This is a genomic window from Vibrio sp. Vb1127 (assembly GCF_033338735.1).
Classification (GTDB): domain Bacteria; phylum Pseudomonadota; class Gammaproteobacteria; order Enterobacterales; family Vibrionaceae; genus Vibrio; species Vibrio alginolyticus.
Map to the genome: position 1 here is coordinate 62,466 of NZ_JAWOTF010000012.1, position 15,797 is coordinate 78,262.

10 protein-coding genes are annotated in these 15,797 nt (G+C 44.3%); 4 read left to right on the forward strand and 6 right to left on the reverse strand.

Annotated elements, in window-relative coordinates; translation table 11 throughout:
- Window positions 1-115 precede the first annotated feature (115 nt).
- From frsA to R7H07_RS16285, 3 genes are all read right to left on the reverse strand, one after another.
- Window positions 116-1,363 carry an esterase FrsA gene (gene frsA, locus R7H07_RS16275; protein ID WP_005381586.1) on the reverse strand — a complete coding sequence of 416 codons (1,248 nt, stop codon included), beginning with the start codon at window positions 1,361-1,363 and terminating at the stop codon, window positions 116-118.
- A gap of 91 nt (window positions 1,364-1,454) precedes the next feature.
- The gene (gene tet(34) / locus R7H07_RS16280; RefSeq protein ID WP_005381590.1) at window positions 1,455-1,919 is read right to left on the reverse strand and encodes an oxytetracycline resistance phosphoribosyltransferase domain-containing protein Tet(34); all 465 of its coding nucleotides are present in this window, start codon (window positions 1,917-1,919) and stop codon (window positions 1,455-1,457) included.
- A 263-nt stretch (window positions 1,920-2,182) separates the two neighbouring features.
- Window positions 2,183-3,472, reverse strand: coding sequence for an NCS2 family permease (locus R7H07_RS16285; RefSeq protein WP_005381592.1), 1,290 nt, complete (start codon window positions 3,470-3,472; stop codon window positions 2,183-2,185).
- Window positions 3,473-4,495: 1,023 nt separating this feature from the next.
- Between R7H07_RS16285 and R7H07_RS16290 the strand changes: the two genes are divergently transcribed.
- Window positions 4,496-5,968 carry an aminoacyl-histidine dipeptidase gene (locus tag R7H07_RS16290; RefSeq protein ID WP_065274230.1) on the forward strand — a complete coding sequence of 491 codons (1,473 nt, stop codon included), beginning with the start codon at window positions 4,496-4,498 and terminating at the stop codon, window positions 5,966-5,968.
- Window positions 5,969-6,032: 64 nt separating this feature from the next.
- On the opposite strand, the gene R7H07_RS16295 is transcribed toward R7H07_RS16290, so the two are convergent.
- Complete coding sequence (locus R7H07_RS16295; RefSeq protein WP_206959681.1) at window positions 6,033-6,572, reverse strand: DUF3332 domain-containing protein; 540 nt, start codon at window positions 6,570-6,572, stop codon at window positions 6,033-6,035.
- Window positions 6,573-6,902: 330 nt separating this feature from the next.
- Between R7H07_RS16295 and R7H07_RS16300 the strand changes: the two genes are divergently transcribed.
- From R7H07_RS16300 to R7H07_RS16310, 3 genes are all read left to right on the forward strand, one after another.
- On the forward strand, window positions 6,903-7,970 hold the full coding sequence (locus R7H07_RS16300) for a succinylglutamate desuccinylase/aspartoacylase family protein (RefSeq protein ID WP_054576939.1): 1,068 nt from the start codon (window positions 6,903-6,905) through the stop codon (window positions 7,968-7,970).
- Between the two features lie 263 nt (window positions 7,971-8,233).
- Window positions 8,234-10,420, forward strand: coding sequence for a TonB-dependent receptor domain-containing protein (locus R7H07_RS16305; protein ID WP_065274229.1), 2,187 nt, complete (start codon window positions 8,234-8,236; stop codon window positions 10,418-10,420).
- Between the two features lie 118 nt (window positions 10,421-10,538).
- Complete coding sequence (locus tag R7H07_RS16310; protein WP_005381599.1) at window positions 10,539-10,979, forward strand: hypothetical protein; 441 nt, start codon at window positions 10,539-10,541, stop codon at window positions 10,977-10,979.
- Between the two features lie 90 nt (window positions 10,980-11,069).
- On the opposite strand, the gene R7H07_RS16315 is transcribed toward R7H07_RS16310, so the two are convergent.
- The gene (locus tag R7H07_RS16315; protein WP_025998700.1) at window positions 11,070-11,378 is read right to left on the reverse strand and encodes a DUF3622 domain-containing protein; all 309 of its coding nucleotides are present in this window, start codon (window positions 11,376-11,378) and stop codon (window positions 11,070-11,072) included.
- Between the two features lie 295 nt (window positions 11,379-11,673).
- A complete protein-coding gene (gene purL, locus R7H07_RS16320; RefSeq protein WP_137281754.1) occupies window positions 11,674-15,567 on the reverse strand; it encodes a phosphoribosylformylglycinamidine synthase in 3,894 nt (1,297 codons plus the stop codon).
- Between the last annotated feature and the right edge of the window lie 230 nt (window positions 15,568-15,797).

Genomic DNA, 15,797 nt, shown 5'->3' on the forward strand with positions numbered 1-15,797 from the left:
ATGAATCTCCGTTTTCATAGTTAAAAGTAAACACCCAAGAATGATTATTATTTTTAATTATCATGAGCTTATTTTTTGCTCAGATATATCACTCTTAACTAATTTAGGAGAATTGTCACCCTAATAATTCATCTTCTAGCCACTTTATGGCTAAATCGAGGGATTGCTCATATCCTTTTGTAATTGTTTTGGAACTGATTTTTTTTGCTCTACCATACTGGCTAAATAGAGCAACAAGTTGATTATCACTGTGTGGCGACACTGGATCGCCTTCAAGACTCAAAGCCAAAATAGGCACTTTGGTTTTTCGACTGCTCAGGAAGCCCTGAACCTTCAATGACCACGCCATCATCTGACCAGCCATGCTATTAATATCAACCGCATTTTTCCCCAAACGGGAAGCCAAAAGATCTAAATACATCTTCGGCATTTTTTGTAACTTCTGAGGGGAAGTAAAAATATCATGTACGGGTGCGCCTAGAGCGACACAAGCTTTGATCTTTTCCTGCTCGACAAAAGAGAGTCTGATCATGGCATTACCACCAAAACGAAACCCAACTAACCCCACTTTGTGATGATCAACCCAAGGTAGCGAGTAAAGCTCATTCAATACCGCTTGATGTAGGCAACTTGAATTCTCGGTCAAGGGCCAATGAGAGCTATGCCCTACTGAAGGCATGTCTACGGTTAACATCGCAATATCTCGCGGTGCAAGACGATTACGGAACAAACGCCACATGTCGGTTTGTAGAGTATCCAAACCAGCGCTCACCATGACCACAGGCAACTGTTTATCCGTTCTTGGTAAATGGAGGTTCGCGATGATTTTGCGATTTTGGTAAGGCACTTCAATTTGCTTGATGGTGTACTTAGTTTTTTCTGCGCCGTCAGAATACGCTTTGTTTGCCAGTACTTGAGCCTGCGATGCCAAGTTATCATTTTTTAAATGTGGGTAGCCTGCAATACTAAAACACAAAGAAGCAGTGAAGAGTTCATCCGCTGCCTCTTCTCCTTGCATTTCATTTGCTCGCTTCTGATGATCCATACCAAGCTTGATCCACTCAAATGTCCAGTTACCACTGTGATAACCCATTACAGTGTCTAACCAATCATCATTGGTTCGCGAGTGAGATGATGAAGCAATTTTGGACAGTACGCCTTCCATTTCGATCGGAGACAATCCTTGCCAAGCCCATTGCAAGCGACGCAAATGACGATACCAAGCACGATCACCCTGCGCTTCTCGTTCATCAAGTATTTTTTTACTGGTCGGCATGTACTGGGTAAGCGCGGAGGTTTCTTTTGCTTGCTTATGTTTCACGAACAAAGTTTCGGAAAGATTTTTACTGACGTCTTCAGACATAGGAAGAACCCTAGGCTATTAGCATGATTTAATATCATAATAAAAAAAATGCCCCTATAAAGGGGCATTTCTCAATATTCTTTAACCGCGCTTATTTTTGCTTGCGGTTTACTGGCTCAGCATACTGGATTGACATATCCCAAGGCTGCTCGATCCAAGTGTCTTGAGCAATATCTACAACGTAATCATCCAGCAGCTCTTTGCCTGATGGTTTCGCACACACAGCGATCATTTTCGCTTTTGGATACATCTCACGTAGTTTGCGCGCTGTATCACCACTGTCTACTAGGTCTTCAACGATTAGGTAACCTTCGCCATCACCTTCAGGTGCTTTTAGTACCGTCATATCGCGCTGATGATCATGGTCGTAGCTTGAAATACAGATTGTATCAACGTAACGAATACCCAGTTCACGAGCTAAAATAGCGCCAGGAACCAAACCGCCGCGGCTTACCGCCCAAATTCCTTTCCATTGCTCAGCTGGCATTTGTTTCTCAGCCAGTTCACGGCAGTAAGTCTGCATTGCATCCCAAGTGATAATGAATTTTTTACTCATTGTAATAACCTAATAATTTGAAAATATGCATCCTCAAAATCTAGCGAAGTCACTCAAAAGCGGAATGCTCACTAACTTCTCCAAAATGTTTGGAGACGAGGATTTCAAGCTGCGCAAACGATTATTCTACCGAAACACACCGCTAATACCAACGGTGATATCAAAATTCTCTGCCTATTCCGCAGAAAAACCGTCTTCTGTGAACAACGTAAAAAAGAAAAAGCCAGCGTGAATAAATCCACACTGGCTTTTTGCTCGAGAAATTAACCGACGAGGTATTTAACGATGAAGATGGCTGACATCACCCATACACTCATCGACACTTCACGGCCCTTACCGCTGAATAACTTGATCGCCGCGTATGCGATAAAGCCTAACGTGATACCTTCTGCAATCGAGAATGTTAGCGGCATAACTAAACAAGTCACAACAACTGGGGACGCTTCAGTTAGGTCACGCCAATCAATGCTTACTAGCCCAGACAGCATCAAGATCGCCACATAGAATAGCGCACCTGACGTTGCATAAGCAGGGATCATACCCGCAAGTGGTGAGAACAATAGAGCAAGTAGGAAGAGTACACCAACAACCACGGCTGTTAGACCAGTACGCCCACCCGCAGCTACACCAGAAACGCTTTCAATATAAGATGTCGTGTTGGAGGTACCAAGTAATGCACCTACTGACGTTGCTGTTGAGTCTGCAAGTAACGCTTTGTTTAAACGAGGGATGTTGCCATTCTCATCAGTTAGACCAGCTTTTTGAGAAACGCCAACGAGCGTACCTGCGGTGTCAAATAAATCGACAAATAGGAAAGCAAATACGACGGAAATCATGCCTACTTCAAACAAACCAGAGAAATCCAGTTGCATGAAAGTTGGCGCAATGCTTGGTGGCGTTGACATAATACCGCCCCACTGCACATCACCAAATAGAAGACCAAGCGCTGTAACGCCAAGAATGGCGATCATCACCGCACCTTTCACACCACGGTGAACCAGTGCAATCGTAAGAAAGAAGCCAATCGCGGCCAATACAGATGGCAATGATGTGATCTCTCCCATAGAAACTAATGTCGCTGGGTTATCAACGACGATACCTGCATTTTTTAATGCGATAAACGCTAAGAAAAGACCAATACCAGCTGAAATACCTGTTCGTAGAGAATGCGGGATCGAGTTAATAATCCACTCACGGATCTTAAATACGCTTAAAAGAATGAACAGAAGGCCAGAAACAAATACAGCCGCCAACGCAACTTGCCACGTATAACCCATTCCCAATACAACAGAGTAAGTAAAAAATGCGTTCAGGCCCATTCCTGGTGCCTGTGCGATTGGGTAATTGGCAACAAATCCCATGATAAAACAGCCGATTGCGGCAGCAAGACAAGTCGCGACAAAAATGGCGCCACGGTCCATACCGGTATCCGACAGGATCGCTGGGTTTACAAAAATAATGTAAGCCATAGTTAGGAAGGTCGTAACACCTGCAATGATCTCAGTGCGCACATTTGTGCCATTTTCACTGAGTTTAAAAAGCCTCTCGAGCATGATCGAATCCTGTAAAGGTAAAAAGTAAACGGTTGCGTAATCGATTGGCGGGAATTATAAAGTTATCAAATAGCAAATTCTAGATAGAATCTTCACTCTAATGCGTTTTTTTTCTTTGGATATGAAACACATTCTCTAATCTATCATAGCAAGCAAAGAAATATATTCTTATAAAACAATAGGTAACCCAGATAACACAGTTCTCTAAAAGAGAATAAAAACTGAGCAATGTACTAAACTTTCAGATGAAAAAGGCCCATTTTAAACATGGTATCTAACAGATTTGATGGAAAAGTCGATAAAACCGAAGAATGGGGAATAGAAGAAGGCTTTGATGGCAATAAGTGAGTCAGGAAGAGAAAATAGAGATAAAAAAACGCCACCCAATTTGGGTGGCGGTGAATCATGTCAGCACTATCACTGAAAAAAAATTCCAATTTATAGGGGTGAACAAACTGTTCGAGTCACATGCGTTGACTTCACTTAGTAGCCAAAGCTTGTTGGGTATACAAAGTTACCGGTGTAAACAGACTTGCTATTCCAGAACATTGTACTTGGTAAACCTTTCATAACTATCACCTTTTAAATCAATTAAACATTCGTTGATTTCTCGGTTCCTTGGAGGCGATAAAACGGACTCATCCTTTGAGCATTTCATTCTTCTCTCAGAAGCTGGTTACAAATATACCACCAAGAAATTTAATTACAAGCATTTTAGTGATTGGAATCACAAAAAATGCACAAATTGACCTTTATCAAAGTTTACGTGTAATTAAATTACAATTTTATGAATTAAAAAATAAAGCCACTTTCAGAATATATGATAGAGAACACATAGTGCTTGTTATTGTATTCACAAACTGTGACAGTTCTGAGAGAAATCCTTGTGATCGCGACTACTCGTACTCTTTATCTGGTGGTATGCTAACGGCAATTTGAAGGCCAAGTCGTATAGCATTTAATGCTACCTTGATAATATTTTTACGGTATATATTTGGCAAAGCACATCAAAAGGAGTCATCCGTGTCTGAGTTCCATTCTGAGATCAGTACCTTATCACCTGCTCCACTTTGGCAGTTTTTCGATAAGATTTGTTCTATCCCTCATCCATCGAAACATGAAGAAGCATTAGCACAGTACATTATCAACTGGGCAACAGAGCAAGGCTTTGACGTTCGCCGTGATCCAACCGGTAACGTGTTCATCAAAAAGCCCGCGACACCAGGAATGGAAAATAAGAAGGCTGTTGTACTTCAAGCACACATCGACATGGTGCCGCAGAAAAACGAAGACACTGAACACGACTTCACCAAAGATCCAATCCAACCTTACATCAATGGCGAATGGGTAACTGCGAAAGGCACGACGCTTGGTGCAGATAACGGTATTGGTATGGCTTCTTGCCTTGCTGTATTGGCATCTAAAGATATTAAGCACGGTCCACTCGAAGTTCTGCTGACGATTGATGAAGAAGCAGGCATGACTGGCGCATTTGGCCTTGAAGCTGGTTGGTTAGAGGGTGAGATTCTTCTAAATACAGACTCTGAGCAAGAAGGCGAAGTCTACATGGGTTGTGCAGGTGGCGTTGATGGCACCATGACTTTCGATATTTCTCGAGAATCAACGCCTGCAGGTTTTGTAACACGCCAACTGACGCTGAAAGGCCTAAAAGGCGGTCACTCAGGTTGTGACATTCACACAGGTCGCGGTAATGCCAACAAATTACTTGGTCGTTTCCTTGCCGGTCATGCTCAAGAGCTTGATTTACGTTTAGTCGAATTCCGTGGTGGTAGCTTACGTAATGCAATCCCACGCGAAGCGTTTGTTACTGTCGCGCTTCCTGTCGAAAACCAAGACAAACTTGCTGAGCTGTTCAACCACTACACTGAGCTGCTTAAAACTGAATTGGGTAAAATCGAAACAGGTATCGTAACCTTTAATGAAGCGATCACGACTGTCGCGCAAGTATTTTCAATCGCCGATCAGCAACGATTCATTGCGGCACTTAACGCTTGTCCAAACGGCGTAATCCGTATGAGTGATGAGGTGGAAGGCGTTGTTGAAACTTCTCTAAACGTTGGTGTGATCAGCACAGAAGAAAATAAAGTCACCGTGCTTTGCTTGATTCGTTCTCTCATTGACTCTGGCCGTAGCCAAGTGGAAAGCATGCTGCGCTCGATTACTGAGCTAGCAGGCGCACAAATTCAGTTCTCAGGCGCTTACCCTGGCTGGAAGCCAGATGCAGATTCCGAGATCATGGCAATTTTCCGTGATATGTATGAAGGCATTTACGGTCATAAGCCGAACATCATGGTCATCCATGCTGGTCTTGAGTGTGGCCTATTTAAAGAACCATACCCACACATGGATATGGTTTCTTTCGGTCCAACAATAAAATTCCCTCACTCTCCAGATGAGAAAGTGAAGATTGATACTGTTCAGTTGTACTGGGATCAGATGGTCGCGCTTTTAGAAGCGATTCCAGAGAAAGCATAATTCAATCACGAAAAATGACAAAGGGTGCCATACGGCACCCTTTTTTTGGTTTAGTTGAACCCAACTACACACGGTCTTGCGCGTAAGCGGCTAATTCATCCATTGAGGTTTGTGCAGCAACTTCACCATCAATGTAGTAAGTAACAAACTCACCATCGCGTACACCCATGAGTGTCGCCTTTTCACCGTTACTGTAAGTAATATCCATTTGAACAGTGTTCTCATCGATTTGCTGCATTCGCCCCTGCTCAATGACACGGTTATCCGCTAATGGTGCGATTGGTGCCGTCGTTAACGACTTATCTAACTGGTGATTGACATCAATGTAAGTATCTACCTTTGTATCGAAGATATGTGGCTTACCATTTAACGGGTTCTTACCCGTCCAAAATTCTAGAGAGTTAAACACGATATAATCCGCTGCGATCGCGACACCATAAACAGGCGCTAAAAGCATATTTAGGCCACCTCGAGCGTAACGGTTGTCAACAGCTTTCAAGTTAAACCCCATGACATAACCTGTCACGGCATTACTACCTACGCAACCTGAAAGTGAAACAGCTACCGCAGTCAATGCACCAATTTTAGCAATTGCCTTTTTCATCAAAACCTCTAGTTAGAAAGTGTGAAACCTCAAATTCGGCGCGGATATTATCGGATAAAAAGTAGGGTTAAAAGTCCGTTTTTTTGTCCTCCATGAACAGTATTATTTTTAATACAGTCACATTTTTTAAGGCTATTATTGCGCTCTCTTCTCTATGGCTTGTTATGTATTAAACTGATAGAAAAGATCATATTGAAAACAAAAACTTCACACATACCAAAATTTCACGCATGACGATTAAAGTAATTTGTCGTGTCCTTAATGAGAATGATTAGTGCGATTTTGCAGCAATTGTTACATTGCTGATGACGCATTTGACAGAGATGGTTTATGGCCAGAAGTAAAAAAAGCAAAGTGTTTGAGCTCTTAGGACATCAAATACAACCAGGGCAACGATTAGAGATCGAATTTGAAGCAGCGAAGCTATATACACATTCGCCTTTATCTATTCCTGTGGAAATAATCCATGGGAAACAAGAAGGACCAGTTTTAATGGTGAATGCTGCTATCCATGGTGATGAGCTTAATGGCGTAGAAATCGTTCGTCAGATCATTAACCAACTGGATCCACAAAAACTGAAAGGCACTGTCATTGCAGTACCTATCGTTAACGTTTTTGGTTTCATCCATAAATCTCGTTACTTGCCCGACCGACGAGATCTCAACCGTTGCTTTCCTGGCAGTGAAAAAGGCGCACTTGCATCTCGTATGGCACACGGGTTCTTTAACAACATTGCCAAGCGTTGTGACTACATTTTGGATCTACACACAGGGGCCATTCATCGCACGAACTTGCCACAGATCCGCGCAAACTTAAGCAACCCAGAAACTCTGCGTATTGCTCAAGCATTTGCAACGCCAGTGATTGTTGATTCAGCATTGCGTGATGGCTCTTTACGCAGTGAAGCAGAAAAATGTGATATTCCAGTGCTCACCTACGAGGCTGGCGAAGCATTGCGCTTTGATCCACTTTCGATCAGCGCTGGTGTGTTCGGGGTTCGGCGCGTAATGCAAGCCATTGGTATGTTGCGAGCGAGCAGGAAAAAGCTGCCTGAGCCTATCATAGCGAAGTCCACCAGCTGGGTTCGCGCGTCAGGTAACGGCATTTTGCGTACTGTCGTTAATCTGGGAGACAAAGTAGAACAGGGTGAAACGCTCGCTTATATTAGCTCTCCTCTTGGTCATGATGAGATAGAACTAAAAGCCCCGAAGCGTGGTTTAGTTATCGGTCAACAAACATTACCATTGGTGAACGAAGGCGATGCAATTTTCCACCTTGCCTATTTTAACCAAGGTGATAATGCTTTAGAGCAAGCAGTCGAAAGCTATATTGAAGGCCTCACTGAATTCGATGCCGAGCCGCTGACCACCGGACAGATACCGTTAGAAACTCAGTAATTCCTACCAAGTAGGCGCCTGATTAGCTCAAAAGGAGCAACAGTGCTCGCACTATCTTGTTTAAAGCCAATAAGCTCAGCGTCCATGATGCTGGGCTTTTTGTTTTATGTACGCTAACGATACTTATCGTAGTTTCCACGAATGGATAAAAAACTTTACAATCCGTCGCAAAAACACATTTGATAATTAATCTCATTATCATTTATTAATCGTAATAATGTTCTTATAATCCGAGCTTCATAAAAACACTATAAATCATCAATATGAAACGATTAATAAGTCATCCATTCAAAGTAAATCTCATTTCACTAGCTTTGCTCTTCCCTCTTTATTCATATGCTGAGACAACGCCAAATGAAGAGCTTGAAGTCATAGGCGTTCGTTATGCCAAACCTATTACCATTGCTGAGCCTGCGCAAACCACCATTAATTGGTCAGAGATTGAAGAGCAACAGTACTCTAATTTTGCCTCAATGATCGATGCCGTTCCCGGTGCATCATTAGATGGTGGCGGTCGTTCTGGTGGCGAACGTATTAACATTCGTGGTTTTGATGATCCAAGCGATATCGCCGTGTTTGTCGATGGCGCTCCAATTGGCTTTCAACAATACCGCTACGGTACCTTCTTTTTTGATCCGTTCTTAATTGGCGAAGCAGAAATTATCAAGGGCGCGCACGACTATCGAGCACTCAACGGGAAGTTTGGTGGCTCCATTCGCATTAAAACCAAAAGTGTCGATGATCTCCTGTACGGCGAAAGAAACTTTGGTGCTCGCATCTCAAGTGCATACAACACCAACGGCGATGAGAACGCCTACACGCTAACACTCTATGGTAAAAACGATACTGGTTTTTATTTTCTAGCGAATGGCTCGGTAAAAGATTCTGATGACATTAAAGTCGGAGGTGGTGAAACGCTAGATTACTCAGGTTATGAGCAAGAAAACATGCTCGTAAAGGTCGGTTATGAAAATAACGATCACGAGTTTGAAATTAGCCATACTCGCTACAAAGATGAAGGTCGTAAACCTTGGGCTAACCGCCGCGGAAAAATGCCTAACATCACCGAATACAATATCAAGAAATACGGCTCATTAGAAAAAGCCCAATACGCTTACACCGTCGATAACAAATACACGGACAACACCACGACCATCTCTTACCACTACATGCCGACTAACCCGTATATTGATTTCAATATCAAAATGGCACGTTCCGAAAACGATCGTCATTGGGTTCGCCCTGACGTAGCATTCGAGAAAATGTTCGTTTCTGTTGGCAGTTACGGTCATGAGTCATGGCTGAGTTACGAGCGTGACTACGTTGATGTGTTTAACCAAGCACAATTCGGAGACCACACTCTAATCACTGGGCTTCAATATCAAAAAACCGATAGAGACTCGTTAGTATTCAACGCATCATACGACAGTAATGAAGCGAAAAACTACGGTTGGTACACCCCTTACTACGAACCATCTGGCACGCAGTCAATTTATGCCGCTTACATTGCTGATCACTATCAAGCAACAGAGCGCCTAACAATCACACCTTCTCTGCGTTACGAATACATCAAGAGTGAAGGAAAAGGGAACGCAGCGCCGGATTATAATGATCCAGCTGCCGGACATAACTACACTGAAACGACGCATAAAGGCTTTAGCCCACGTTTGGATATCGACTTTGATGCGAGCAATAATACGCGTTTAAACGCCTCCTACGCCTACGCTTTAAAAGCACCAACCGTTGATAACATCTACTCAGTGCAATATGCGCGAGCTACCGCTACGGCTACTGCTTTGAATCTGGACGTGTCTCGTATCCATGCTTATCAAGCAAGCGTTATCAACTTAACGGAAGGGCTGGTGAACTCTCGCGATAACCTCGCAACAGAGTTAACTATGTTCTATAACGATGTTAGCGACACAGTTGATATACGAACGGGCGAAAACCTCGACAAAAATACTACTGAGTTACAAAGCTGGAATACAAACCTAGATGGCTTTAAAAACTATGGCTTTGAGCTAATTTCACAATACCGGATTGAAGATTTCTACAGTAATTTCTCAGCAAGTTACATTCGCGGCAAAAACAAAGGCAGCCTATCTGACTCTACAGGTTCAGATGATGATCATCCTGATGTACCGCCATTAAACATTAATCTGGGTTTAGGTTACGAATGGATTCCTGGTTTACGTACTGGCTGGGAAGTCCGTTGGTATGATGCGCAAACCAAAACCAAGGCAAGCGGTAACAATTTAAAAGTGAAATCGCCAAGTGAGCAATACACGCTACAAAACGCTTACGTGGTTTGGGAAATACAACAAGTCGAAGGCTTGAGCGTTGGCGCGGTTGTGAAAAACTTAACCGATCGTTACTACGAAGCATACCTATCTAATGGCGTGCCTTCGCCTGGTCGCGAAGTCAAACTGCACCTCACTTATCAATACTAACCATACCTAAAAGATGCAGGGCAGACATTAACTGCCCTGTTATATCGTATCCAATGGCCATAATTGCACGCCGTTTTATTTATCAGTATTATCATTTCCTTTTGCTTGCATACACATTATGAACAATCTAAAAACACGGCTTCTTCTGATTTGCTTCTTCCCTGTAGGTAGCCTAGCGCAAGCTTCTGAGAACATTGCAGACTACTTACAAGAGCAAAGCAAGCACCAAGTTTCAGAAGATTTTTACGCACAGCCAACAGCAAATAACCTGAATCTAGATGCAAAAACTAACTCTTTAACTTGGCACGAAGATGGTAAGCCGGATCACTGTCGTTACGCCAAGCAGCCCAAAGACGTCGCAACACATTTCGACTACGGTGAAGCAAACGATCTATCTGACGGCTTACAACACTTTGATTTACCGGAAAGACATTCTGCAAAGGTCAAATCGACACATCGCACTTATGCTAATAACCCTCACCTTCTTCCTGGCAATAAACAATTTGCAGCCCCTGAAGACGGCACGTTTAGCTTGTCCGTATCGTCGGATTGTTTTTAGCCGATATAAATAAAAAATGCCCTGAGACAAAACTCAGGGCATTTTCACTATTTGTTTGATGGGTAACGTCACCATCTCACCGATTTAAACTTATTCTTCGTCAGTGTCTACTTCGGTTTCACGTGCTTTGCGGGCTTCTTCTTTACGAACTTTTGCCGCTAGTTGTTCTGCTTCACGCTCTTGACGTTGCGCTGCTTTACGCTCGTTACGAACCACTTGGTTTTGGATAAATCCAGCCAGTTCTTGTTCAGCCCAAGCTTGTGCTTTCTCTTCGCTGTCAAAGCCTGTTTCACGCTTTGATACTACAGTCTTACGAGATGTCACTTGGCGAGTGATTTCTGCGCTCCAGCCGTTACGTTTTTCAGTGACGCGGATAGCAAATTTTGGATTCTTAGACATTTCTTTCATTTCCTAAGGGATTTAGGGATCAATCAGGGATTCGGTCAACTTGATAACTCCATCTAAGCTGAGCTGTTTAACACCATCCCTTGGTAAGCGCGGTATTAGAGCATAAAAGTAATCTAAACGCTGCAAGTTTTTTACGCTAGATAATAGATGACAAAGAAGAGGCAGAACAAAGCAACGTTTCGCCAAGTCACTAGAAAGAGCGACGAAGAAAAAAGAGTGATAAGAAAAAAGAAAGCGCTGGTCTCTCAACCAACGCTTTACTTAAGCTAGATTAACCTTTGGTTAATTAACCGATATTCTTACGGGCATTTTGGAACATACGCATCCAAGCGCCATTTTCACCCCAACCTTCCGGAGCCCAAGAATTTGCAACTGTGCGGAATACGCGCTCTGGGTGAGGCATCATGATAGTTACGCGACCGTCTGCTGTTGTTAAACCGGTAATCGCGTTTGGCGAACCATTCGGGTTGTTCGGGTATTGTTGTGTTGGGTTACCGAGGTTATCCACGTAACGAACCGCAACCGTACCTGATGCTTCAATCGCTGCTAGGTGCTCTGCATCACGTACTTCTACACGCCCTTCTCCGTGGGAAACCGCGATTGGCATACGCGAACCAGCCATACCGTCGAAGAATACAGAATCAGATTTCTGAACTTCAACTAGACTAAAGCGCGCTTCAAAACGCTCAGATTCGTTGCGCACAAAACGTGGCCACAAGTCTGCACCTGGGATCAGCTCTTTCAGGTTTGATAGCATCTGGCAACCGTTACATACACCTAAAGAGAACGTCTCTTCACGGTTGAAGAAGGCTTGGAATTGTTCACGAGCTTGTGCGTTAAACAGGATAGACTTAGCCCAACCTTCACCCGCACCTAATACGTCGCCGTAAGAGAAGCCACCACAAGCTACTAGGCCATGGTATTCATCCAGTACCGCTTGGCCCGTTAGGATATCGCTCATATGGATGTCGGTTGCTTCAAAACCAGCTCGGTCAAACGCTGCTGCCATTTCGACGTGGGAGTTAACGCCCTGCTCACGTAGAATTGCCATCTTAGGTTTAGCACCTTTCGCAATGTACGGTGCTGCAACGTCTTCATTTACGTCGAAGCTGAGCTTAACGTTTAGACCCGGGTCAGAGTTGTCTTTCTTAGCTTCGTGCTCTTGGTCTGCACACGCTGGGTTATCACGTAGGCTTTGCATCTTATGCGTTGTTTCAGCCCAGATAACGCGTAGTTCGGTACGTGAACGTTCAAGCACAACTGCATCACCAGAAGTGATAACAAAGTCGTCTGAAGCTTCAACAGAACCAATCACATGTGAGCATGCCTCTAAGCCGTTTGCCGCCAGAGTAGATAGAACTGAATCTAGATCATCATTCTTAACTTGAACAACCGCACCTAGCTCTTCGTTAAATAGAACGGCCAGCGCATCGTCACCCAGCTCTGCGATGTTCGCTTTTACGCCACAGTGACCCGCGAATGCCATCTCAGCCAGTGTAACAAACAGACCGCCGTCGCCTTTATCGTGGTAAGCCACTAGCTTGTCATCACGTACTAACGCTTGCATTGCATCAAAGAAGCCTTTTAGCTGCTCTGCATTATCTACGTCAGCAGGTTTGTCACCCAGCTGTTTGTATACTTGTGCCAATGCTGTCGCACCTAAGCGGTTTTTGCCGTTACCCAAGTCAACAAGAACTAGAGAAGTCTTTCCTTTGTCAGTGCGTAGTTGTGGAGTCACGGTCTTACGTACGTCTTCCACACGACCAAATGCCGTGATAACTAACGACAGTGGAGAAGTGACTTCTTTGCTCTCGCCGTTTTCTTCCCACTTGGTTTTCATCGACATGGAGTCTTTACCAACTGGGATAGTCAAACCTAACGCAGGACACAATTCTTCACCAACCGCTTTCACTGCTTCGTAAAGACCCGCATCTTCACCTGGGTGACCCGCTGGAGACATCCAGTTCGCAGACAGTTTAATGTGTTTAATATCACCGATGTCTGTTGCCGCAATGTTCGTTAGTGACTCACCAACGGCTAGGCGAGCCGATGCTCCAAAGTCTAGTAATGCCACTGGCGTGCGCTCACCCATCGACATTGCTTCGCCATGGTAAGTGTCGTAGCTTGCCGCTGTTACTGCGCAGTTTGCTACTGGTACCTGCCAAGGACCAACCATTTGATCACGAGCAACCAGACCCGTTACTGTTCGGTCACCGATAGTAATTAGGAATGTTTTTTCTGCAACAGCAGGAAGACGAAGTACGCGATCCACCGCTTCATTAAGCTCAATACCATCACGAACAATGGCAGGGCTTTCCACTTTTAGTGTGGTTGCGTCACGGTGCATCTTCGGTGGCTTACCAAGCAGGATATCCATTGGCATATCGATTGGCGTATTGTCGAAGTGAGAATCTTCTAGCGTTAGATGACGCTCTTCTGTCGCCACACCCACCACTGCATACGGTGCGCGTTCACGCTTACAGATGGCGTCGAATGCTTCCATGTTTTCTGGCGCTACCGCTAGAACGTAACGTTCCTGTGATTCGTTACACCAGATTTCCAGTGGGCTCATGCCCGGCTCATCGTTTGGTACATCGCGTAATTGGAACTTACCGCCACGCTCACCGTCGTCGACAAGTTCAGGCAATGCGTTAGAGATACCGCCTGCACCCACATCGTGGATAAATGCGATTGGGTTGTCGTCGCCTAACTGCCAACAACGGTCGATCACTTCCTGACAGCGACGTTCCATCTCTGGGTTTTCACGCTGTACTGAAGCAAAGTCCAGATCTTCTGCTGACTGACCAGATGCCATGGAAGATGCCGCGCCACCACCAAGACCGATGTTCATTGCCGGACCACCAAGTACGATGAGGCTCGCACCCACTGGAATCTCTTTCTTCTGTACGTGTTCATCGCGGATGTTACCCATACCACCAGCAATCATGATTGGTTTGTGGTAACCACGAATTTCTTCACCCGCATGAGAAGTGACTTTTTCTTCGTAAGTACGGAAGTAACCCAATAGATTTGGACGACCAAATTCGTTGTTGAATGCCGCGCCTCCTAGAGGACCTTCAAGCATGATGTCTAACGCATTTACAATACGACCCGGCTTGCCGAAGTCGGTTTCCCATGGCTGTTCAAAACCAGGAATACGTAAGTTAGAGGTTGTAAAACCAACCAGACCCGCTTTTGGCTTACCGCCGATACCCGTCGCGCCTTCGTCACGGATTTCACCGCCTGAGCCAGTCGATGCGCCCGGCCATGGAGAGATTGCCGTTGGGTGGTTGTGCGTTTCTACCTTCATCAAGATGTGCGTATCTTCATGGTGGTACGTGTATTGACGAGATTTAGGGTCAGGGAAAAAACGCCCCGCTTTAGAACCTGTCATAACGGCTGCGTTGTCTTTGTATGCAGACAGCACATAGTCAGGTGTCGTTTCAAAAGTGTTTTTGATCATTTTGAACAAAGACTTAGGTTGATCTACCCCGTCGATAGTCCAATCTGCGTTAAAAATTTTGTGGCGACAATGCTCTGAGTTCGCCTGAGCAAACATCATCAATTCAATGTCGTTTGGGTTACGCCCAAGCTTAGTAAAGTTCTCTACCAAGTAATCAATTTCATCTTCTGCGAGTGCCAAGCCAAGGGAAACGTTTGCCTCTTCAAGCGCAAGACGACCGCCAGCTAAGATATCAACATGTGCGACAGGCTTAGGCTCTGCAACAGTAAATAATGCTGATGCGGCTTCAAATTCTGTGAATACTGTTTCCATCATGCGGTCGTGAATTAACGCTTTAACAGCGTCAGCTTGAGCTTCTGATAGAACAACTGAAGACTCGACATAATAAGCCGTACCACGCTCTAGACGTTTCACTTTATCCAGACCACAGTTAACAGCGATATCGGTAGATTTAGAAGACCAAGGCGAGATAGTGCCAGGACGAGGCGTGACAAGAAGTAGAAGACCTTCAGGCTCATGCTCTTCGATGGTTGGGCCGTAAGTTAGTAACTTTTCAAGTTTTTCTAACTCTTGGTCATCAAGGTCTGACTTTAGATCGGCAAAGTGCATAAACTCGGCATAAATGCCAGTTACAGGCAGATCTTGTTCACGACAAAGTTCCAGTAGTTTATTAACACGAAACTCAGAAAGAGCTGGGGAGCCACGCAAAATTCTCATGTGCTTAGGTCTCTTATGCAATTGATTAAGGTGATATTGGAATAAATTCAGACACTTAAAATAAGCCCTATCGAACCTATGCCGATTCCACCTCGTCATTGCGAGCGCATTATATAGTAATTGTTTTTGTGATGTAACACCAAAAGCAACCGTTTGCGTCATTTTTTTTGTCAAATTTGAATTACAACTAAAATGTCGATAAAACACACAATGTCACGTTATAAGTGTGT

Bases quoted from the DNA above. Each gene is read 5' to 3' on its own strand.
- R7H07_RS16310 (WP_005381599.1), top strand. From the start codon at position 10,539: ATGAACAATCTAAAAACACGGCTTCTTCTGATTTGCTTCTTCCCTGTA.
- purL (WP_137281754.1), bottom strand. From the start codon at position 15,567: ATGAGAATTTTGCGTGGCTCCCCAGCTCTTTCTGAGTTTCGTGTTAAT.
- frsA (WP_005381586.1), bottom strand. From the start codon at position 1,363: ATGTCTGAAGACGTCAGTAAAAATCTTTCCGAAACTTTGTTCGTGAAA.
- R7H07_RS16305 (WP_065274229.1), top strand. From the start codon at position 8,234: ATGAAACGATTAATAAGTCATCCATTCAAAGTAAATCTCATTTCACTA.
- R7H07_RS16285 (WP_005381592.1), bottom strand. From the start codon at position 3,472: ATGCTCGAGAGGCTTTTTAAACTCAGTGAAAATGGCACAAATGTGCGC.
- R7H07_RS16315 (WP_025998700.1), bottom strand. From the start codon at position 11,378: ATGTCTAAGAATCCAAAATTTGCTATCCGCGTCACTGAAAAACGTAAC.
- R7H07_RS16295 (WP_206959681.1), bottom strand. From the start codon at position 6,572: ATGAAAAAGGCAATTGCTAAAATTGGTGCATTGACTGCGGTAGCTGTT.
- R7H07_RS16300 (WP_054576939.1), top strand. From the start codon at position 6,903: ATGGCCAGAAGTAAAAAAAGCAAAGTGTTTGAGCTCTTAGGACATCAA.